A 20,063-nucleotide genomic window follows, 5' to 3' on the forward strand; every position below is an offset into this window, starting at 1 on the left:
GCGCCGCTTTCGACCGCTGCTGTCCTTATTCGGGACATAGCGCTCGGGTGCTTGGGCGCGATGAGACGTATTCAGCAGGTATCATGCCGGACGCCGTTCGTGGCCGTTCGGGGCATGCGGTTCGCGAGTTAATGTTAAGCGGAGCTTCCGCTGGGGACGCACAAATACCAATGTCATACCAGCGTGCGACGGCAGCAACGGCACGTCGTCAGGCTCGTCGCGCGCAAGGGACTTAACCAAATGAAGGCGACCACATCGGCGCGTCCATCGCTCTTTCCCTTCTACGCTACCGTGGCGATTGCAGCCGTCGGCGCTGCGCTCTGCGCGCCCTCGCGCGTTGCCGCGGCTGGCAACGAGATGGCGTCGCCATCTACCACGATCGCTTCGAGCGGCTTCCTGCCGGCGGATCGCGCGACGATCTGGAAACCGGGGATGATGGCCGTCGGCGGCATTCCAGCGCGCTCGACGGTTTGTGCGTCGCTAACTCCAAACAGTCCTGCAGCCGACGACACGGCACGGATACAGGCTGCGATTAACGTCTGTCCGGTTGGGCAGGTGGTGCAACTCGCGGCCGGAACGTTTTTGATCAACGGGGGCAATTTCCTGCTGATCAACAAAGGGATCACGCTGCGTGGCGCCGGACCTGATCAGACGACTTTGGCGAAGACCGACGGCGCAAAGCCATTCCAGTCCGCCGTCGGCCCCAAACCCTCGCCGCTGATTGTCGTCGGTCCGTCGATGTTCTCGACCACCGACAACAGCAGCGATGCGGTGGGCTCCACCAATCTCAACGCCGATGCCGTCAAGGGCACGTACGCGGTCAACGTCGCCGACGTGACCGGGTTCACGCCCGGTCAGATTGTCCTGCTTGACGAAGCCTCCGGCGCCGACTGGCGGACCGACCCGCAGGGCCGCGGACAGATCTGGGCTTCATCCGACTGGCGGGTGGTCTGGAACAAGCACAAGCCCGCTGTTCAATATGTCGATGACTTCGCGCCCGATGCGTTCCCGACCACGCCGCAAAGCGCCGGCTCCTGGTTCTCGCGGCCGGACCGGCCGACCGCCGAGATCAAGCAAATCGCTTCGATCTCCGGAGCCACCATTACCTTCACGACGCCGATCCATATTACTTACCGCGCCGCTCAGGCCGCCCAGCTCTCGCATTACGCGCGGTCGCATGTGATGAACGCCGGCGTCGAGGACCTGAAACTGACCGGCGGCGATGCCGGCAATCTCCGCTTCAACTGGGCGGCGCAATCCTGGGCGAGAAACATCGACAACACGGTGTGGCACGACGAGGGCTTTGCGATTCACAGCTCGTTCCGGATCGAGCTCCGCGAATTCTATGTTCACGATGCCGCCTGGGCGCAGCCGGGCGGCGGCGGTTACGCCATCAGCCTGTCGGCCGGATCGTCCGAAGTGCTGATCGAAAACGGCATCGCGGTCAGGGCCAACAAGGTCATCGCGGCGCGATCGGCGGGCGCGGGTTCGGTGATCGGCTACAACTACATGGACATGAGCTACATCAATACCCAGGGGTCCTGGATCGAGGCAGGCTTGAACGCCAGCCACATGGTCGGACCCCATCACGTTCTGTTCGAGGGCAATTACGGCCACAACGCCGACAGCGACAACACCCACGGCAACAGCGTCTACCTCACCTTCTTCCGCAATCATTTGCGCGGCATCCGGGCGCCGTTCGACAACCAGGCTGGCGGGAGAATCGACGACGCCACGCAATCTCGCAACGGACCGCAACGCGCGGCCGGCCTGATGGCAAATTCCTACTGGATGTCGTTTGCTGGAAATGTGCTCGGCGCCGACGGCCAGATGGGCGGATGGGTCTACGAAACCCGCTTTGCCGACGGCAAGCCTGGAATCTGGATGCTGGGCTGGGACGCGGTTACTCCCTATCCGACCGACACCAAGGTATCCGCCACCGCCATCCGCCACGGCAACTTCGATTATCTCACCAACGCGGTGAAATGGGATCCAGCCATCGCCGATCACACGCTGCCCGACTCGTTATATCTGACCGGGAAGCCCGCCTTCTTTAATGCTGGGCGCGGCTACACCTGGCCATGGGTGGACGCGGCAGGCCCAACCAAGCTCCACGTGTTGCCGGCCAAGGCACGCTACGATGCCGGAACGCCGTTCACGCAACCGTGAGCGGCGCGCGACGAGACGAAAGTAAGCTGTTGTGCGCGGCTTCCTGCGGTTCCGTTTCCGAAGTATTGGATTGAATTTGATAACTATCTGGCAGGCGCGATCGTGCATTCGGCGATGGCAGCCATGGAGCCGTTAATACTAACTGGGTAAAGCAGTTGTTATAGTGGCGTTATACCACCGAAAGTGCCGGTTGCGTCGATGCGTCGCGTGAAAAGGCAATGCTGCGCGCGCTATGACTGGGCTCGTGTTCGGTAAAGCAAAAACATGAAACGCTTGGGGCTACCACCGATCGATGCCTGCGGCAGGCCTTTCCTGTCCGGCGGCGGCTATCGCTGGTTTGCGAAAGCTCGTCGGCCTCACATTCATCAACCGGTCTGGCTCGCCATCTGATGCGGAAATCCATCTTCCATGAAGACTGGTGGCTAGATGCGCTGGCGCCCGGACGCTGGCGCGAAGTGATGTGTCATCGCGGCGGTCGCCTGGCCGGATCGCTGCGGTTTGTCGAACGCTGCGAAGGCAATGTGAAGATCTGCGAGATGCCGCAGATCACACGCTTTCTCGGACCGGTCGTAGCACCTCAGTCAGGCAAGACGGAAGCGCGAACCCGCTCGACCCACTCCATCATCGCGGAGCTGCTGAAGCAGATCGCCGGTCACGATCATGTCGAGATGACCCTGGATTCCGGTTTTGGCGACCTCGCGCCGTTTCTGGCCGCAGGCTACGACGTCAAGGTGCATCCGACCTTTCTGCTCGATTGCAGCGGCGAATCCATTGAGCCGCTGTGGGCAGGCCTGCGTGACAAGACCAAGAACATCATTCGCCGGGCGCGGGAGCGCCTGACGGTTCACGAGATCGAGGATGTGAGGAAGTTCGCGAGCTTCTATGAAGCCAATCTGGAAGGCGCCGAATCCTACTTCGATCTAGCATTGCTGGCGCCTGCCTTTGCGGCGGCCAGCGCCCGCCGGCAATGCAAGATCGTTGCGGCCGTCGATGCCGAGGGTGTCGCGCACGCCAAGGTGTTCTTCGTCTGGGACGACAAATACGTGCACTATTTCCTGTCGACGCGCGACAGGAGCGTGGCGCACCCGGGCGCCGTCAGCCTGCTGCTGTGGAGCGGGATCGAACTGGCGCATTCGCTCGGTCTGTGTTTCGATTTCGATGGCGGCATCGCAAACGATGCCAGGTATCGCTTCATGGTGGCGTTCGGTGGCGAAATCGCCAACCGTTTCGATGTCATGCGCTCGACGGCCAATTACCGGGTTCAACACACCATTCGAAAAATACCGCGGGCGCTGATGCGCAGGATATCGGCTCGCAACGGAATGGCACAGTTCGCATTGTGGTGAAGCCGCGACGGAAAGCTTCGTAAACCTTAACGCCTGACATCGCGTACTGGTTACGACGTTGGATTAACTACGGTTTCATCGAGCGCGTGAATTAACGATCTGACATCGTGTACACCGTCGTCCAAATTGCGGACGTCAAACCAACAGGGTGTGTGAACAATGCGCGTTTTGCTGACTGGACATCTCGGCTACATCGGCTCGGTTATGACGCCCATGCTGCTTCAGGCCGGACACGAAGTGATCGGCCTCGACAGCGATCTCTATGAGCGCTGCACGTTCCCGCAAGGCGGCGTCATCAGCGACGTGCCGACCATCCTCAAGGATACCCGCGACGCCGACATCGCCGACTTAAGGAGCGTCGATGCCGTCATCCACCTTGCCGCGCTCTCCAACGATCCGCTCGGTAACCTCAAGCCGGGTCTGACCGACGAGATCAATCATCGCGCCAGCGTGCGGCTCGCCGAACTCGCCAAGAAGGCCGGCGTCCACCGCTTCGTGTTCGCCTCGTCCTGCAGCAACTACGGCAAGTCGGGCGAAGGCATGATTGACGAAACCGGCGCGCTCAATCCGGTGACGGCCTATGGCGAATCGAAGGTTGCTTCCGAACGCGGCATCGCAAAGCTCGCCGGCGACGGCTTCTGCCCGGTCTATCTGCGGCCGGCCACGGCCTACGGCGTGTCGCCGCGGCTGCGGTTCGACGTAGTGCTAAACAATCTCGTTGCCTGGGCGATCACCACAAAGAAAATCCACATGAAGTCGGACGGCACGCCGTGGCGTCCGATCGTGCATATCGAGGATATCTCGCGCGCCTTCATCGCGGCACTCGAGGCTCCGGTGGAAGCGGTGTTCAACGAAGCCTTCAATGTCGGCCAGACCGCTCACAACTACCAGATCCGCGATCTCGCAAAGATCGTCGCCGACGTCGTGCCCGGCTGCGAGGTCGATTTCGCCGACGGCGCCGGTCCGGATACCCGTTCGTATCGCGTCAGCTTCGAAAAGATCAAAACCCGGCTGCCGAACTTCAAGCCGCAATGGGATGCCCGGAAGGGTGCCGAGCAGCTCTACAAGGCATATCGGGCATCCGCCATCACGCTGGAGGACTTCGAAGGCCCGCGCTACCAGCGCATCGGTCACATCAACAAGCTGCTGGCTGACGGAATCCTCGAAACCGATCTGCGGCACCGCACGAGCGGAAGCAGGACTTCAGCCTCGGCTGGTGCTGCGCCGCTGCTGGCCGGTTCCTGAGGCTGGACGCCGGGCCAGACGGCCCATGAAAGGAGCGGGATGTCCCTGGACAAACCTCTCATCGACGATGTCGGAACAGAAATCCTTGCGCTCGCCGCAAGGATTTTCCCGATTTGCCGGAGCATAACCGGCAACGGGGTCCGGCAGACCCTGCGCGAGGTCGGCGCGCATATCGACCTCGATATCCACGAAGTTGCCACCGGAACGCCGGTCTTGGACTGGACCATTCCGCGCGAATGGAACATTCGCGACGCCTGGATCAAGAACGAAGGCGGCGAAAAGATCGTCGATTTCGGCCGATCGAACCTGCACGTGATGAGCTACAGCGTGCCGGTGCAGCGGCGGATGTCGCTCGCTGAGCTGAAGAAGCACATCTACACGCTGCCCGATCAGCCCGACCTGATTCCCTATCGAACGTCCTATTACGCGGAAAACTGGGCGTTCTGCATGCCGCACCGGCAGTTCGAGGCGCTGCGCGATGAGACCTACGAGGTCTCGATCGATTCCAGCCTGACGGATGGGCATCTCACCTATGGCGAATATCTGCACAAGGGCGAGACGGAGGACGAGTTCCTGTTGTCCGCCCATGTCTGCCATCCTTCGCTGGCGAATGACAATTGCTCGGGTATCGCGCTGCTGACGCATCTGGCCAAGCGTATCTCAGGTTTGCGCACCCGCTACAGCTACCGCTTCCTGTTCGCGCCCGGCACGATCGGCGCCATCACCTGGCTCGCCCGCAACGAAGATCGCGTGCATCGGATCAAGCACGGCCTCGTCGTTTCGATGGTCGGAGACCGCGGCGGCCCGACCTACAAGAAGAGCCGACGTGGAAATGCGGAAATCGACCGCACCATGATCCATGCGCTGAACCATTCCGGATTGTCGCCCGTGATCGAGGAATTCTACCCGTACGGCTATGACGAGCGGCAATATTGCTCGCCGGGGTTCAACCTGCCGGTCGGCCTGTTTTCGCGCAGCAAGTTCGGCGCTATTCCCGAATACCACACCTCGGCGGACAATCTCGACTTCATCCGGCCCGAGGCGTTGAGCGAGTCCTACCGGTTGATCAACGAAACCATCGGCGCGATCGAGGGCAACGGGATCTACTGCAACACCTCGCCGAAGGGCGAGCCGCAGCTTGGAAAGCGCGGGCTCTATGGCGCGATCGGGGGCGACAAGGACGCCGCTGCCGCGAACATGGCGATGCTCTGGATCCTCAATCAATCGGACGGCACCAACTCGTTGCTCGACATCGCGGAACGGGCAAAGCTGCCGTTTGCGGTCGTGCAAAGGACAGCCAAGCTATTGGGCGATCACGGGCTGTTGAAGCCGCTCGCATCCGCCTGATGACGAAGCGCGGACCGGATCAGGCCTTGAAATCCGGCCAGCCCAGATCCTTTTCCGCAATCGTGGTAACCGGCAGCGGCCACTTCACGTCAAACGCCGGATCGTTGTAGCGAGCGCCGTCGGCGGCGCCGGGCACGTGAAACTTCGAGATCAGATAGTTGACCCGCGTGTCATCCTGCAACGTCTGGAGACCGTGGGCAAAGCCTTCCGGAATATAGAGCTGCAGTCCGTTTTCGCCCGAAAGTTCGAAGCCGCGCGATTGACGGAACGTCGGCGACTCCGGGCGGATGTCGATGATCACGTCCCAGATCGATCCGCTGAGACAGCGCACCAGCTTCACTTCGCCGTGAGGATCGCGCTGAAAATGCATGCCGCGAACTGTCCCCTTGCGCAGCGAGGAGGAGACGCTGTGCTGTGGAAAAGAGGTTTCGAGGCCGTGATCACAGAACTCGTTGACGCAAAAGGTGCGCACAAAGAAACCGCGGCTGTCTTGTACCGGCTCGGGACGTACGAGCCACGCGCCTTCGAGACCGATCGCTTCGAACCGCATGATGAATCTCTGCTCCAGTAAGGCCAGAATTAACCAGCCCGCACGCTAGCGAATGTCGGCTTAAATAATGGTAACTACTTAGAATTTTACCATAATACGGTACAACGCTTTAAATGGCATTGGCTTATGCAATAGATGACGCTGACGAAGCAAAGCACTCGTTCGAGCAGCCCATTCCAATTTGCGAAGCACAGGCCCATGAACGCACATTCTTTCTCGCAACTGATTGCGTCGAAAACCACCCACGGTCGTTGCCGGCTGTGCGACAAGGCTCTCAACACCAGCTTCATGGACCTCGGAATGTCTCCGCTGTGCGAGAGCTTTCTGACGGCCGAGCAGACCGATGCAATGGAGCCGTTCTATCCGCTGCACGCGCTGGTGTGCGATCGCTGCTTCCTGGTGCAGCTCAAGGAATACGTCCAGCCCGAACATATCTTCACCGAGTATGCCTACTTCTCGTCCTATTCGACGTCCTGGGTCGAGCATGCGCGGCGCTACTGCGAAATGATCAAGGCCCGCCTGGCGCTCGGCGCCAACAGCCGGGTTTACGAGATCGCCAGCAACGACGGCTACCTGCTGCAGCACTTCCTGCCGCTTGGCGTTCCCGTCACCGGCATCGAGCCGGCCGCCAACGTCGCCGAAGTGGCGCGCAAGAAAAACATCCCGACGCTGGTCGAGTTCTTCGGCCTCAGCCTCGCGCAGAGGCTGGCATCCGAAGGCAAGACCGCCGACCTCATCATCGGCAACAACGTGTTGGCGCAGGTGCCCGACCTCAACGACTTCACGGCGGGCATGGCGCATCTCTTGGCGCCGCAGGGCGTGATCACGCTGGAGTTTCCGCATCTCGAGAAGCTCATCAACGAGAACCAGTTCGATACCATCTATCACGAGCACTTCTCGTACTTCTCGCTGGTCACCATCGACCGCATGGCGAAGCGCCACGGCCTCAAGGTGTTCGACGTCGAGGAGATCGGTACCCATGGTGGGTCGCTGCGGGTCTATCTCTGCCGCGATGACGCCGCGCACACGGTCACGTCGAAAGTCACCGCGCTGCTGGTCCATGAGCGCCAGATCGGCTTCGAGGACATTGCCAGCTACGCACGCTTCGCCGCCGGTGTTCACGATACCAAGCGCAAGCTGTTGTCGTTCCTGATCGGGTGCAAGGAAAAGGGCGCGCGCATCTGCGGCTACGGCGCGCCGGGCAAGGGCAACACGCTGCTCAATTACTGCGGCATCGGCACCGATTTCCTCGACTTCACCGTGGACCGCAATCCCTACAAGCACGGCCGCTATACGCCGGGCATGCACATTCCGATCTATCCGGTCGAGGTCATCAACGAGGTGAAGCCGGATTATCTGTTCATCCTGCCCTGGAACCTGAAGAACGAGATCGTTGCGCAGATGCGCCACGTCGGCGACTGGGGCGGCAAGTTCATCGTACCGATACCAAGCGTGCATGTCATCGACCCGCGGGAGCTTTCGAAATGAAGGTCGTTCTTTTTTGCGGCGGGCTGGGTACCCGGATTCGGGAATATTCCGAAAGCATCCCGAAGCCGATGGTGCCGGTTGGACATCAGCCGATCATGTGCCACGTCATGCAGTATTACAGCCAGTACGGGCATGACGATTTCATTCTGTGCCTCGGCTACAAGGCCAACGTGATCAAGGACTACTTCCTGAACTACCGGCAGACCGCCAACAGCGATTGCGTCATTTCGGAGTTCGGCAAGAAGGTCGAGATCCTTGGCGACCGGCCGCCGGACTGGCGCGTCTCGCTGGTGGATACCGGCACCTGGCGCAACATCGGCGAACGCCTGATGGCGGTCAAACACCTCGTCAAGGACGAGGAAATCTTCCTCGCCAACTACAGCGACGGGCTGACCGACGCGCCGCTGCCGGAGATGATCGAGAAATTCAAGGCGAGCGGCAAGATCGGCTGCTTCATCGCGATCCATCCGCCGATCAGCTTCCACCTGACCGAGTTCGACGCCGATGGTTCCGTGCAGCGGATCCGCTCGAGCCAGGAATCCGATATCTGGATCAACGGCGGGTTTTTCATTTTCCGGAAAGAGATCTTCGACTTCATCAAGGAAGGCGAGGAACTCGTGCTGGAGCCGTTCAACCGCCTGATCGAGGGCGGTCACTTGATGGCCTACAAGTATGAAGGTTTCTGGCGCGCGATGGATACGCTGCGCGACCGCCAGGTTCTCGAGGACATGGTGGAGCGTGGCGACACGCCGTGGCGCATTCAGCAAGTCCTGCCGAGCATCAAGGCCGCGTGATGAAAGGGTTGCAGCTTGCCAAGCCGGGCGAGCGTCTCTCGGTTCTGTGTCTGGGAGCGCATTCGGACGATATTGAAATCGGCGCCGGCGGCACGCTGCTCAGTCTGATGGAACGCGGGATACAACTCGACGTGCACTGGTGCGTGTTGAGCGGCGGTGGCATCCGCGACGACGAGGCCAGAAAATCCGCGGCCGACTTTCTTGCGAAGGCCGCCAAGGCCCAGGTCGAGGTGATGTCGTTTCGTGACGGTTTCTTCCCCGAGCAGGGTGAATCAATCAAGCAGTGGTTCGAGGCGCTGAAGCCAAGGGTGGATCCGGATCTGATCCTGACCCATCGGCGCGACGATGCGCATCAGGACCATCGCAAGGTTTGCCAACTGACGTGGAATACGTTCCGGGATCATCAGATCCTCGAATATGAAATTCCGAAGTGGGACGGCGACATCGGTCAGCCCAACGTCTACGTGCCGGTTTCTGCTGTGGCGCTGAAGCGCAAGATCGAGCTGTTGATTTCGCATTTTGGCAGCCAGCGCTCAAAGCGCTGGTTCGACGACGAAACGTTTCGGGGATTGGCGCGGATCAGGGGCATGGAGTGCTGTGCGCCGGAGCGTTACGCCGAAGCCTTTTTTGGACGCAAGCTTGCGCTGATTTGACGATACGGCGCGCGAGTGCACTGCTGACGCAGTGCCGGGACTTAACAGATTTATTCGAGTGAGCATCGCGATGTGCAACGAACATTCTCCGCAGATTCACGCCGATGAGTGGGTCCAGGTCAAGTCAAAGGAAGAAATTCTGGCGACGCTGGATGCCAATGGTCGTCTCGACGAACTGCCGTTCATGCCGGAGATGCTCAAATACTGCGGCGCCCGGGTGAAGGTCGGCAAGCGGGCGCACAAGACCTGCGATCCCGCACTCGGGATCGGCGGTCGCAAGATGGCCAACACCGTCCATCTGTCGAACATCCGTTGCAATGGCGCGGCGCATGACGGCTGCGAGGCCGGATGCCTGATCTTCTGGAAAGAGGCGTGGCTGAAGCCGATCAGCGCTGAGCCGGCGAAGGTTAATGCGGCGTCCGCACCGCTTGTTCCGTCCAGCGGTGCCGGATGCGCCGAAGAGGTCCTGCATTCGAGCATCAGGGTCCCGATGGCCGCCGGCGAGACTGAACAGCTCTATGTCTGTCAGAACACGCAGATCAAGTTCGCCACCCAGCCGTTGCCCTGGTGGGATGTTCGCCAATACGTGGAAGATTACACCTCGGGCAATGTACGCCTGTCGGAACTGGCGGTTGGGTTGCTGTACTCCACCTACCGCACGGTCGCCGAAGCCGGCGTCGGGGTCGGTTTCGCGATGCGCTGGGTCTACGATCAATTCCAGCGCACGATCGGTGGCGTACCCTATCCGAACCGGCCCTACGGCGTTCCGAAGGGCACTCCGGTGCCGAGAGCGACGCTCGATCTGGAAGTCGGCGAGAAGGTTCGCGTCAAGCCCTACAAGGAAATTCTGAAGACCCTGGATTCCACCTATCGGAACCGCGGGCTGTATTTCGATGGCGAGATGGTGCCATTCACCGAACGCGAATACGAAGTTGAACGCCGGCAGAAGCAGATCATCGACGAGGCGTCCGGCAAGATGATCCGGTTCAAGACCGATGCCATCATCCTCAAGGATGCCGTCTGCGAAGCGCGTTATGCGATTTGCCGCCGCTTCTGTCCGCGCGCGATCTATCCCTATTGGCGCGAGATCTGGCTGGAGCGCGTGCCCAAAACCGCGGTCAAGGCGGACTGACCCCTGACGACTGCAAGGAACGATCGTTTTGTCTGAGTCCGGCGCCGACAAATATTTCCTGGAAAACAAGGCCTATGCCGGCCTTGGCCGGGCGTCGTTGCACAGCGGCGTGATCTTCATCGCCGCGCGCGGCGCAAATATCTTCGTTCAGCTGGCCTCGACGATCCTGCTGGCGCGCGTGCTCAGTCCGCACGACTTCGGTCTTGTGGCCATGGTGGTGGCGCTGGTCGGTTTCGCGCCGATGCTGATCGATCTCGGCACCAGCGAAGCGTCGACGCAGAAGACCCATATCACCCAGGCAGATATCAGCGCGCTGTTCTGGCTGAACATCGCGATCGCGCTGGTCCTGACCGTTCTGCTCGCCGGTGGCAGCGGCGCCGTGGCGGTGTTCTTTGGTGAACCGTCCCTGACCGGCATCGCGCTGGTGTTGTCGGTCACCTTTATCCTGACGGCGCTGTCGACCCAGCACTACGCGCTGATGCGAAGGGCGATGCAGTTCCGTCACATCGCGATGATCGATATATCCGCGAACCTGATCGGCAGCATCGTCAGCGTCGCCATGGCGCTGACGGGCTGGGGCTACTGGTCGCTGGTGGCAAAGCCGATCGTGACCGCGGCCCTGACGGCGGTGTTCGTCTGGATGAGCTGCCACTGGGTCCCAGGTCGGCCGCGTTTCTCGTCGGACGTGAAGGAGCTGGTCGGCTTCGGACTGGGCGTGACCGGTTTCACCATGACGGATTATCTGGCGAAATCGGCGGATCGGATTGCGATCGGCTATTTCCTGGGCGCGGGCCCGCTCGGCTATTTCCAGAACGCATTCACGATCTACAGCAACGTGCTCAGTATTCTCACCGAACCGCTGCATAACATCGCGGCCTCGAGCCTGAGCAAGCTCCGGAACGACATCGACGAACTCAAGCGTTCCTGGACGATGGCGCTGTCGTCGTTGAGCTTCTTCTCCGCGCCGGCCTTTGCGGTGCTCGCGGTGACCGGGCAGGATTTCGTGGTGCTGCTGCTCGGGCAGAAATGGGCGCCTGCAGGGCCGCTGTTATGCATCTTCGCCGTGCGGGGCATTGCCCATAGCGTTGAGCGCACCATGGGATGGATTCATGTCGCGGCCGGGCGCGCCGATCGCTGGATGTGGTGGGGCGCCTTTAGTGCCGTGTTCCAGCTATTGGCATTGGCGGCCGGCTTGCCGTTCGGCGTTACCGGTGTCGCCATCGCCTACACGATTGCGATGTTTGTTTTGTTCGTCCCGGCGCTGGTCTATGCCGGGCGGCCGGTCGGCATCGGAACCAGGGATGTGTTGCAGGCCGTCGGTCCCCAGACGGTCGCGGGGCTCGTCGCCGTTGCGGTGGGCTTTGTGGTGCAACTGGAGTTTCTCGGCGAGCTGTCCCAGTTCATGCGCGTTTTCGTTTCCGGCATGGTTTGCGTGGCAGCCTATTTCGCCGTGGTGATCGGTGTCTTCCGAGTTGCCGATCCGCTGCGGCTGGTTTTTTCCGTGCTGCGCGATTTTCGTGCCGTTCGTTCACCCGTCAATTCTTGAGCCCAGACCCAGGCATACCGATGCAACATCTCGAACGATTTCTTGTCGAACTCGACAGCGGCCCATCAAGCGCGGTTTCCCGCGTGGCGCTTGGCCTGTGCATTCCGCCGGTGTTTCGCGCGCTGTCCGGCGGCGCTGACCGGATCTGGATCGACCTGGCCTTATTCCTCGCACTACTGATCGGACTTCGGGTCGGTCCGGCCGTGCTGCGCAAGGTCCTGCCATTTTCCGCCGAAGCGAAGCAGATCTGGTTCAATCGTCGCCAGATCGCCAAGCGGCATGACAGCTACCAATGGCAGAAGCTGTTCTGGGTTGGCCTGGGCCTGTTGCCCTATGCCGTCGCTGGCGGCGGCCTCCGAACTGGCGAATGGGTGTTGACGGCGATCTGCCTGATCGGTGGCGGTGCTGGATTGCTGATCTGGCGCCGGATCAATGCTGCGCCCGCCGCGGCGCAGATCAAAGTGCCCGTCCTCAATCAAGCGAAGGCGTGACGCGGGTTCTAGCTAGAAGCTGAGCGGCTGTGCCGGAAGTTCGCGGCATTCGGAATAGACCGACCGGTCCTGCAGGTCCGCCCGTTCCAGGCATTGCGCGGTATCGCTGACCGTTCCCGCGACGCTGAAGTCATAGGCCTGGTTCTTGAACATCAGAACATAACGCCCCGGTGACAGGGTGAAATTCGGATCGGACGGCCGGATCAGGATCATCTCCTGATTCGTCGGCACCGGCGCAATCCGCAGATCGACCGCTCCACCGCGTACCGCCCAGGTATCCTCGATGGCCATCGACTTCGGCTTGCTGCCGGCGAACGTCGTCGCCTGCATGACCTTTGCGACGATCCGCACCGAGGCCGTTTCGGGGACGCTGGTGGCCAATTCACGGTGATAGACCACGAAGGATAGATGTCCGTTGGCGAGCGGCGCCGGCGCCGGTTTCGATATCGTGCTCGAAATCGACACGCGCGCATCGGGAACGCGGATCGGCAACGGCTCGAGCGGCGTCAGTTGCCCGTCGCTGATGGCATAGACGCCGTAGGTGTCGGGAGCCGCGAACGGGGTGGCGGCGGGCGTCTGGCGGGCGATCGGCGCGGCGTTCGATGGTGCCTGTTGCGTTGCTTTTGCCACCGGCCAGGAGACGTGGACCAGCATGTCGGCAACTTTTTGCCGCGCCGGGCTCAGCCAGGGCATTCCACCCCAGAGCTTCATGGTGATCAGGCCGGTTCCTGCCAGCATCAGCACCGTAAGCAACGCGACCTTGGCTGCGAGGCTCAAGCGGAAGCCTTTGGCCCGCGTGGCGGGAATCTTCGCGGCAATCCTGACGCCAGGAACGATCAACGGCGGCGGTGTTTTCGCGCGTGCGGGCGCCGCTTTGGTGTTTGCATCGACGGTGCCGGCGCCGGGGTTTCGCTGGGCCGGATCGACAGGTGGACGGCGATTGCCGTCCGGCGCCTGCGGTTGCCGCTCAGGTGGGCGGCCGGGGGTCTCCGAAGCAGGAGCGCGGCACGGCTGCGCCGGTTCGCCTGGCGCATCGTAGACGGTGAATGGAGGGCGGGCTTTCTGCTGGATGTCGGCCGCGAACTTGCTGCTGCGTGACATGCCGGGCGGTCTGGTCCTGGCCCCGAACTCCCGTGTGGCTTCTGCCCGACCCGGCTTGCCGGCAAAGCCCTTGGCGCCGGAACGTGCGGTTTCGAGGCGTCGCATGTCTTTCAGTTCGCGCGCGATATCGAGGACCTCCTCACGGAGGCGCTTGAGTTCGGATTTCTGATGCCGCTCGGCTTCGATGCGAAGCTCGTTCTCGTTCAAGAATCTGGCGTTGTGGCGCGATCGATCCGGCGAATGGGAAAACGGCGCGCCCTCCGGGCGGCGCTCGTCGGTGGCCGCATACGGTTCGCGGCGCTGAGGTCCTGCCCGATACCGTCGCGGCGCCGGCCGGGACGGCGCGGTCCCGCCTTGCTGAAGGCCAGCCTCGGGAGCCGGTCTGCGATGACCAGCAATGTACAAATTACGCTTCACGGCGAACCTCAGCCAAAACCGTCGGAGTCCGTGTCAGGCGGCGGCACTTTTGCCGGCAACTCGTCATCGGGCATCCGAAACACAGGGACGTCGTGTCAGTCCCAAAAAAATCGAGGCTGTCACCGGAAGTAATGAGTCGGCCGTCCGTTCCTCCACAATTTCACGAATTCGTTAACCATATGTTTCGAGGGTTCATTAACTTTCTGACGGCTGATGCCGCGCAAATGCGGATGAGGCATCGAGCTGGTTCGGCACCAGCAACCGCGCGTTGCTGACGCTGACATGATCGCCGTGGCGAAACGTATCGTGCTAGGCCTGCGAAGCGATCCGGTCGAGCCGATCGGCGCGGGCTTCCATGCCGTCGGTCGGCGCCAGGCCGAGGACATCGAACACGATCCTGATGCGATGCAGCCAGTCGTGCCGGCGCGCGGCCTCAACGACGTTCCTGGCGCGAACCGTCTGCAACCGCGCCGGGTTGCCGTTCACGTCCGCCAGGATATCGGCAATGTCGGGGGAATCGAACGGGAGGTGGATCACCGCGTCCGGCCAGTCGAACTGCCGCTTGAATTCGTCGGTGCGCGGCGCTTCGCCGATCATGGCCGTGCCCGCGGCGATGCCCTCGTAGAAGCGTGCGGAAATCTCGTCGCGACCGGCGGTGAACTCGGGATTGTTGACGTGGCTGCGATTGGCGATGAAGTAGCGGCTGTGTCTGAGGATTGTCGCCAGCATGAGACGATGCTCCCCAGGGTTGTCGACGCGAAACGTACGCTGCTTCAGGTCGGAGCCGCTCGCGGCCACGGTGTCGTAGTAGTAGAAGGCGTGCCGTCGTTCGGCATCCGCCAGCAATGCCTGATGCGTGACCGCTGAGCGGCGGCCGATGTTGCAGACGTCGATCGGCCGCGGCTGATCCAGCGCCGCTGGTGCGAAACGCAGTACATCGGTCGCCAGCGGAAGGTAGCTGCAGGGCCGGCCGGTGATGCGCGCGACGTCGTCGACGCAGTGACGCAGCCCGAGAAAGATATGATCGAATTCGGACAGCAGCTCGAGCAGATATTCCGGCAACTGGTCGGTCCAGACCTCGGTGATGAAGCAGGCTGTCTTGCGGCAGCGCTGGCGCCAGTCCGGGATCGTCGCCAGCGAGTACAATTCGAAGGCGTTGCTGAAGACCGGAAAGAACAATTCGTAATCGTGCTCCAGCGCCACCTTGCCCCGCGGCGACGGCGCAAGCCGAAGTGCAACGCGCGATGATCCGGTCGTGGCACGCGCCAGCTTGTAGGCTCGCCGCGAGAACTCGAGTGAGGGTAGATCCGTAGCGTCGATGCGCTCGGCACCGGTAACGGCCTGAAAAGTATCCTCGAACTCATAGGCGAGGCAAAACGCGACCAGATCGGAAATCCGACGCTGCGATAGGAGCAATACCTTGCCGTGCACGAGTCCGCGCCTACGATCAGTTCGACATTTGTGGGTGCGACAAAAAAGCAACAAATCATGTTTCTGCCACAGTGACAATGCGCGCCGGCAGATCTCGCGCGACACCGTTAATCGGAGATGAGGGCTTCGCGCCGGCACCGCGCGCCAACATCGTCGCACACAAGCGGCTCGTGCCTGGACGGCAGAAGATCCGCATCACGACGCCCGTTTGAAAGTGGGTTGCCGGCAAGCCACGGTCGCGTGAAGAGAATTAACGCGTTGTGGCAGCGCGGACACGGTTGTGCAAATTGGTCACATCTACCGGAAATGTGCCGCCGTTCTTCCTGTGTTCGCAAGAGTTCATGATGGGCTTGCCGGGGCGGGCGTATGCTCTGAGTCGGGTCACGGGCTACTGGTGAATGCTTCCATGGGGAGAGCCGACATGCCAGCCTATATCCATCATCACAATGACATCGAGCCAGCTTTCGTCATTTGTCCGAGTTGCGTCGGACTTCCGATGTTCGTGCGCGACGTCGAGCCGCATTGGAGCATGGCGAAGATCGACTTCACCTATGAATGCGCCGACTGCGGCGCGGAAATAAAGCAGACGATCGTCAAGCCGCAGCTGCGGCATTGATGACTTCATTGCTTCGCAGGGTGGGCAAAGGCGCGCTTGCGCCGTGCCCACCTTCAACATTCGCAACATGGTGGCACGCTTCCGCCTTCGCTCGTTGAGCTACGGCGGGCAAGTCGCTTTGCCCACCGCTACGAGCGGCGGCTAAATCTTTCGCACCACGCCCGGCCGGCCCAGGCCGCATTCCAGCGCATCGCGGTCCCATTTCGCTGCCACCGCTGCGGCCTCATATGTGCTTTGCAGGAAGTCGAGCAGCGCCTTGTCGGGATCGGCGGCCGTGCGCACGGCATCGTAGGGCAGGACGAATTCGCCGAGCGCTTCGCTGAAGAACGCCGCGTCGGGCGTTACCTTCGCGGTACGGAAGCCCGCAGGCTCCGGATAGGCATAGGAATAGAACGCGGGATAATCGACGGCGCCGCCGCCCGGCCAGAAGCCGGCGCTGCTCACTTCGTGCGAATAAGCCTCCTGCACCACGTCATTGGGCAGGTACGGCACCCCACCGGGATGACGCGGTGCACGACGGCCCGAGAAGCGCGTCACCGCCAGGTCGAAACTGCCCCAGAAGAAATGCACCGGGCTAGCCTTGCCGAGAAAGCCGGTGCGGAACTTCTTGAAGGCGCGGTCGCAATTCACAAGGATCTGCAGGAAGCGCCGCACTGCATCGGGATCGTAGGACGCATGCAGGGTGTCCTGCGAGAACCGCACCGGTTCCGGCAATTCGTTCGGCATCTCGTCGATGCTGACGGCAATGCCGAGTTCGGCCAGTGCTGCCAACGTGGCGGCGTAAAAGCTTGCGACCGAGTGCCCGGCCAGCGCGAACTGCCGATGCACGCCGTCGCTGGTGGAGATGCGCAAGGCGTGATCGATGAAATCGAAATCGATCTGGAACGTTCTGCTGCCGCCCGGGATCGGCGAGGTCGTCAACCCACGCGGCGTGACATAGAGCGTCACATGCCAGGAGTGGTTCAGCCAGGGTGTTTCGGCCAGCCGGATCTTGCCGACGATCTGGGTCCAGAGCTGCACCGTCGCATAAGTGTCCCGCCACGCCGCGGTCGGCAATTCCGGCCACGGGGTTTGTGAAATGTTGCTCATGCCTGAACCCCATGCGTGCTGATCGTGAAGGCAGAAAGCGTATCACGTATCGGTCGCGCCGGCCCAATGCCCCGGGGAGATTCTCAGAACTTCACGATTTGGTGCATTCCGGGCAGCGTCGCGTGCCGTGCGAGGCGCGGTAGAGGCTCCGGCACCACCAGCGCCGCGCAATCGCCTGCAGCGGATTGCGCACCGCCTGCGCCATAAAAAGAATTTCGATCATGCCGATGTCCATCGTCCCCGAAGGGAGAGATAGGGCGGCATTCGGATAAGAGAACGCCGCCCATATCGCATCAGCCATGCAGCTTTTTCGCGGTCTCCGCGATCACACGTCCTTGATAGCGCGCGCCGGCGAGTTCGTTCTCGCTCGGCTGGCGGCTGCCGTCGCCGCCGGTGATGGTGGTGGCGCCATAGGGCGCACCGCCGGTGATCTCGTCGATCCTCATCTGGCCGGCAAAACCGTAGTTGAGGCCCACGATGGTCATACCAAAGTGCAACAGATTGGTGATAATCGAGAACAGCGTGGTCTCCTGGCCACCATGCTGGGTCGCGCTCGCGGTAAAGGCGCCGCCGACCTTGCCGTGCAGGGCGCCCTTGAGCCAGAGGCCGCCGGCCTGATCGAGGAAGTTCGCCATCTGCGACGACATCCGGCCGAAGCGGGTGCCGGTGCCGACAACGATCGCGTCGTAACTGGCGAGTTCTTCGATCTTGGCGACGGGCGCTGCCTGATCGATCTTGTAATGCGACGCCTTGGCGACATCGGCCGGCACCAGTTCGGGCACGCGTTTGACATCGACAGTGGCGCCGGCTTCGCGCGCGCCTTCGGCGACGGCATTCGCCATCGCCTCGATGTGGCCGTAAGCGGAATAATAGAGCACGAGTACTTTGGCCATGATGGCTCTCCTGTGGGTTTGGTTAGGTTAGGTTTGATTGTTTGGAGGTGTCATTGCCGGGCTTGACCCGGCAATCCACGTCCTTCTTTTGCGTGAAGTCGTGGATGGCCGGGACAAGCCCGGCCATGACGGTGAGGGTGGTTGGCGATCTCGGCCTCTACGCGGCGTCGACCAGCACCAGTTCGGAATCTTCCAGCGCGGTGATGGTCAGCTTGGCTTCATCGCGGATCGCGGCGCCGTCGCGGGCGTTGACGCGCACGCCGTTGACTTCGATGCTGCCGGCCGCGGGTACCAGATAGAGGTTGCGGGTCTTGCTGGCGTCGTATTCCGCGCTCTCGCCGGCCTTCAGCGTGGTGGCGAGCACCCGCGCATCGGCCCGGATCGGCAGGGCGTCCGCATCACCGGCAATGCCGCTGGCGATGGTGACGAGCTTGCCGGAGCGATCCGACTTCGGAAACGGTTTTGCGCCCCAGGTCGGCTGGCCGCCCTTGCTTGTCGGTTCGATCCAGATCTGGAAAATTCGGGTCTTGGTCGGCTCCAGGTTGTACTCGGAGTGGCGAATGCCGCTGCCGGCGCTCATCACCTGCACGTCGCCCGCTTCAGTCCGGCCCTTGTTGCCGAGGCTGTCCTGGTGCGTGATCGCGCCTTCGCGGACATAGGTGATGATTTCCATGTTGGCATGGGGATGGGCGGGAAAGCCGCTATTCGGCTCGATCTCGTCGTCGTTCCACACCCGCAACGCGCCGTGGCCCATGTTGTCGGGATCGTAGTGGCCGCCGAACGAGAAATGGTGCTTGGCCTTCAGCCAGCCGTGATCGGCGCCGCCGAGTTTTGCAAATGGTCTGAGTTCGATCATCGAAGTTCTCCTTGAGTTCTGAATTGAGCTGGAGGAACCGGACGGATTTGCGTCCGGTATCTCCAATCGTTGAAATCAGGCGCCGAAGCCGCCATCGACGTTGAGCACCGTGCCGGTCACGAAAGAGGCCTGCGGGCTGGTCAGGAACACGACGCCGGCTGCGATCTCTTCCGCGGTGCCGTAGCGTTGCAGCGCGTGCTGCGTGCGCTGGGCTTCGGCGAAGTCGCCGCCATCCTTCGGGTTCATGTCGGTGTCGATCGAGCCCGGCTGCAGCACGTTGACGGTGATGCCGCGCGGTCCGAGGTCGCGCGATGCGCCCTTGGTGTAGCCGACGATTGCAGCCTTTGACGCGGCGTAGTCGGCAAGGCCGGGGAACGAGGCGCGGGTGGCGATACCGGAGCCGACGGTGACGATGCGTCCACCGTCACCCATCAGCTTCGACGCCGTGCGGATCGCGGTAATGACGCCGTGAACGTTGATCGCATCCTGGCGGGCGAGCGCTGCGGTATCGGCGTTGGCATCGTCGACCGCGCCGCTGACGGCAACGCCGGCATTGTTGACGAGGATGTCGAGCCGGCCGAATTGTTTCGCGACGTCTTTCACCAATTGTTCGACCTCGGCCGACGAGGCTTGGTCGGCCTTGTAAGCGCGGGCTTCGACGCCCTTGGCCTTCAATTCGCGGACGACCGCCTCGGCCTTGTCGGGCGAGGCAACGTAGCTGATGGCGACATTGGCGCCTTCATCGGCCAGTGCGCGGGCGCTGGCAGCGCCGATGCCGCGCGAACCGCCGGTCACGAGGGCAACCTTGCCTGAGAGTTTCTTGCTCATTGGATTTCTCCGTTTCCTGAATTCCGATGGCCCTTGGATATGCCTCCCGCTGTGGTATAGAAATAGAAACT

General features: G+C 61.8%; 19 protein-coding genes. 11 read left to right on the top strand and 8 right to left on the bottom strand.

All coding sequences use genetic code 11. The features are described 5' to 3' along the window. The first annotated feature begins 240 nt into the window (after positions 1-240). The 4 genes from FFI89_RS05425 to FFI89_RS05440 all read left to right on the top strand — a co-directional run bounded on the left by FFI89_RS05425 (position 241) and on the right by FFI89_RS05440 (position 6,107). A complete protein-coding gene (locus FFI89_RS05425) occupies positions 241-2,169 on the top strand; it encodes a glycoside hydrolase family 55 protein (RefSeq protein WP_246669367.1) in 1,929 nt (642 codons plus the stop codon). A 389-nt stretch (positions 2,170-2,558) separates the two neighbouring features. Beyond that, positions 2,559-3,515: a GNAT family N-acetyltransferase gene (locus FFI89_RS05430; protein ID WP_246669368.1), complete on the top strand. Its 957-nt coding sequence runs from the start codon at positions 2,559-2,561 to the stop codon at positions 3,513-3,515. A 159-nt stretch (positions 3,516-3,674) separates the two neighbouring features. Beyond that, positions 3,675-4,760, top strand: coding sequence for an NAD(P)-dependent oxidoreductase (locus FFI89_RS05435; RefSeq protein WP_138833600.1), 1,086 nt, complete (start codon positions 3,675-3,677; stop codon positions 4,758-4,760). 39 nt (positions 4,761-4,799) lie between these two features. Continuing rightward, on the top strand, positions 4,800-6,107 hold the full coding sequence (locus FFI89_RS05440; protein WP_138833602.1) for a DUF4910 domain-containing protein: 1,308 nt from the start codon (positions 4,800-4,802) through the stop codon (positions 6,105-6,107). Between the two features lie 19 nt (positions 6,108-6,126). On the opposite strand, the gene FFI89_RS05445 is transcribed toward FFI89_RS05440, so the two are convergent. Then, positions 6,127-6,657: a dTDP-4-dehydrorhamnose 3,5-epimerase family protein gene (locus tag FFI89_RS05445; protein WP_138833604.1), complete on the bottom strand. Its 531-nt coding sequence runs from the start codon at positions 6,655-6,657 to the stop codon at positions 6,127-6,129. Between the two features lie 198 nt (positions 6,658-6,855). Here FFI89_RS05445 and FFI89_RS05450 point away from each other — a divergent pair, with 198 nt between their 5' ends. From FFI89_RS05450 to FFI89_RS05475, 6 genes are all read left to right on the top strand, one after another. Then, complete coding sequence (locus FFI89_RS05450) at positions 6,856-8,145, top strand: class I SAM-dependent methyltransferase (protein ID WP_138833606.1); 1,290 nt, start codon at positions 6,856-6,858, stop codon at positions 8,143-8,145. Further along, positions 8,142-8,939 carry a sugar phosphate nucleotidyltransferase gene (locus tag FFI89_RS05455; RefSeq protein ID WP_138833608.1) on the top strand — a complete coding sequence of 266 codons (798 nt, stop codon included), beginning with the start codon at positions 8,142-8,144 and terminating at the stop codon, positions 8,937-8,939. Before FFI89_RS05450 ends, FFI89_RS05455 begins: the two co-directional genes overlap by 4 nt. Then, positions 8,939-9,592, top strand: coding sequence for a PIG-L deacetylase family protein (locus FFI89_RS05460; RefSeq protein ID WP_138836109.1), 654 nt, complete (start codon positions 8,939-8,941; stop codon positions 9,590-9,592). The genes FFI89_RS05455 and FFI89_RS05460 overlap by 1 nt, the downstream gene beginning before the upstream one ends. A gap of 70 nt (positions 9,593-9,662) precedes the next feature. Next, entirely contained in the window at positions 9,663-10,724 is a 1,062-nt protein-coding gene (locus tag FFI89_RS05465) for a hypothetical protein (RefSeq protein ID WP_138833610.1), read from the top strand. 28 nt (positions 10,725-10,752) lie between these two features. Continuing rightward, positions 10,753-12,270 (top strand): lipopolysaccharide biosynthesis protein, encoded by a 1,518-nt coding sequence (locus FFI89_RS05470; RefSeq protein ID WP_138833612.1) that lies wholly within the window; start codon positions 10,753-10,755, stop codon positions 12,268-12,270. 83 nt (positions 12,271-12,353) lie between these two features. Then, positions 12,354-12,761, top strand: coding sequence for a hypothetical protein (locus tag FFI89_RS05475; protein WP_138833614.1), 408 nt, complete (start codon positions 12,354-12,356; stop codon positions 12,759-12,761). A gap of 12 nt (positions 12,762-12,773) precedes the next feature. On the opposite strand, the gene FFI89_RS05480 is transcribed toward FFI89_RS05475, so the two are convergent. Both FFI89_RS05480 and FFI89_RS05485 read right to left on the bottom strand, forming a co-directional pair. Further along, on the bottom strand, positions 12,774-14,069 hold the full coding sequence (locus FFI89_RS05480; protein WP_138833617.1) for a hypothetical protein: 1,296 nt from the start codon (positions 14,067-14,069) through the stop codon (positions 12,774-12,776). A gap of 519 nt (positions 14,070-14,588) precedes the next feature. Continuing rightward, complete coding sequence (locus FFI89_RS05485; protein WP_138833619.1) at positions 14,589-15,710, bottom strand: glycosyltransferase; 1,122 nt, start codon at positions 15,708-15,710, stop codon at positions 14,589-14,591. A 421-nt stretch (positions 15,711-16,131) separates the two neighbouring features. Between FFI89_RS05485 and FFI89_RS05490 the strand changes: the two genes are divergently transcribed. After that, positions 16,132-16,326, top strand: a complete 195-nt coding sequence (locus FFI89_RS05490) for a hypothetical protein (protein WP_138833621.1) — start codon at positions 16,132-16,134, stop codon at positions 16,324-16,326. Between the two features lie 141 nt (positions 16,327-16,467). Here FFI89_RS05490 and FFI89_RS05495 read toward each other — a convergent pair whose 3' ends face one another. The 5 genes from FFI89_RS05495 to FFI89_RS05515 all read right to left on the bottom strand — a co-directional run bounded on the left by FFI89_RS05495 (position 16,468) and on the right by FFI89_RS05515 (position 19,992). Continuing rightward, positions 16,468-17,415: a DUF5996 family protein gene (locus tag FFI89_RS05495; protein ID WP_138833623.1), complete on the bottom strand. Its 948-nt coding sequence runs from the start codon at positions 17,413-17,415 to the stop codon at positions 16,468-16,470. Positions 17,416-17,506: 91 nt separating this feature from the next. After that, positions 17,507-17,716, bottom strand: a complete 210-nt coding sequence (locus FFI89_RS34675) for a hypothetical protein (RefSeq protein WP_138846656.1) — start codon at positions 17,714-17,716, stop codon at positions 17,507-17,509. Continuing rightward, positions 17,709-18,308, bottom strand: a complete 600-nt coding sequence (gene wrbA, locus FFI89_RS05505; protein ID WP_138833625.1) for an NAD(P)H:quinone oxidoreductase — start codon at positions 18,306-18,308, stop codon at positions 17,709-17,711. The genes FFI89_RS34675 and wrbA overlap by 8 nt, the downstream gene beginning before the upstream one ends. Before the next feature lie 157 nt (positions 18,309-18,465). Continuing rightward, the gene (locus tag FFI89_RS05510; RefSeq protein WP_138833627.1) at positions 18,466-19,164 is read right to left on the bottom strand and encodes a pirin family protein; all 699 of its coding nucleotides are present in this window, start codon (positions 19,162-19,164) and stop codon (positions 18,466-18,468) included. 75 nt (positions 19,165-19,239) lie between these two features. Beyond that, positions 19,240-19,992 carry an SDR family NAD(P)-dependent oxidoreductase gene (locus FFI89_RS05515; RefSeq protein ID WP_138833629.1) on the bottom strand — a complete coding sequence of 251 codons (753 nt, stop codon included), beginning with the start codon at positions 19,990-19,992 and terminating at the stop codon, positions 19,240-19,242. Between the last annotated feature and the right edge of the window lie 71 nt (positions 19,993-20,063).

Source organism: Bradyrhizobium sp. KBS0727, from assembly GCF_005937885.2.
Lineage (GTDB): Bacteria > Pseudomonadota > Alphaproteobacteria > Rhizobiales > Xanthobacteraceae > Bradyrhizobium.

Coding starts and splice junctions, on each gene's coding strand:
- FFI89_RS05425 (WP_246669367.1), top strand. CDS start 241: ATGAAGGCGACCACATCGGCGCGTCCATCGCTCTTTCCCTTCTACGCT.
- FFI89_RS05430 (WP_246669368.1), top strand. CDS start 2,559: ATGCGGAAATCCATCTTCCATGAAGACTGGTGGCTAGATGCGCTGGCG.
- FFI89_RS05435 (WP_138833600.1), top strand. CDS start 3,675: ATGCGCGTTTTGCTGACTGGACATCTCGGCTACATCGGCTCGGTTATG.
- FFI89_RS05440 (WP_138833602.1), top strand. CDS start 4,800: ATGTCCCTGGACAAACCTCTCATCGACGATGTCGGAACAGAAATCCTT.
- FFI89_RS05445 (WP_138833604.1), bottom strand. CDS start 6,657: ATGCGGTTCGAAGCGATCGGTCTCGAAGGCGCGTGGCTCGTACGTCCC.
- FFI89_RS05450 (WP_138833606.1), top strand. CDS start 6,856: ATGAACGCACATTCTTTCTCGCAACTGATTGCGTCGAAAACCACCCAC.
- FFI89_RS05455 (WP_138833608.1), top strand. CDS start 8,142: ATGAAGGTCGTTCTTTTTTGCGGCGGGCTGGGTACCCGGATTCGGGAA.
- FFI89_RS05460 (WP_138836109.1), top strand. CDS start 8,939: ATGAAAGGGTTGCAGCTTGCCAAGCCGGGCGAGCGTCTCTCGGTTCTG.
- FFI89_RS05465 (WP_138833610.1), top strand. CDS start 9,663: ATGTGCAACGAACATTCTCCGCAGATTCACGCCGATGAGTGGGTCCAG.
- FFI89_RS05490 (WP_138833621.1), top strand. CDS start 16,132: ATGCCAGCCTATATCCATCATCACAATGACATCGAGCCAGCTTTCGTC.
- FFI89_RS05495 (WP_138833623.1), bottom strand. CDS start 17,415: ATGAGCAACATTTCACAAACCCCGTGGCCGGAATTGCCGACCGCGGCG.
- FFI89_RS34675 (WP_138846656.1), bottom strand. CDS start 17,716: ATGGCTGATGCGATATGGGCGGCGTTCTCTTATCCGAATGCCGCCCTA.
- wrbA (WP_138833625.1), bottom strand. CDS start 18,308: ATGGCCAAAGTACTCGTGCTCTATTATTCCGCTTACGGCCACATCGAG.
- FFI89_RS05510 (WP_138833627.1), bottom strand. CDS start 19,164: ATGATCGAACTCAGACCATTTGCAAAACTCGGCGGCGCCGATCACGGC.
- FFI89_RS05515 (WP_138833629.1), bottom strand. CDS start 19,992: ATGAGCAAGAAACTCTCAGGCAAGGTTGCCCTCGTGACCGGCGGTTCG.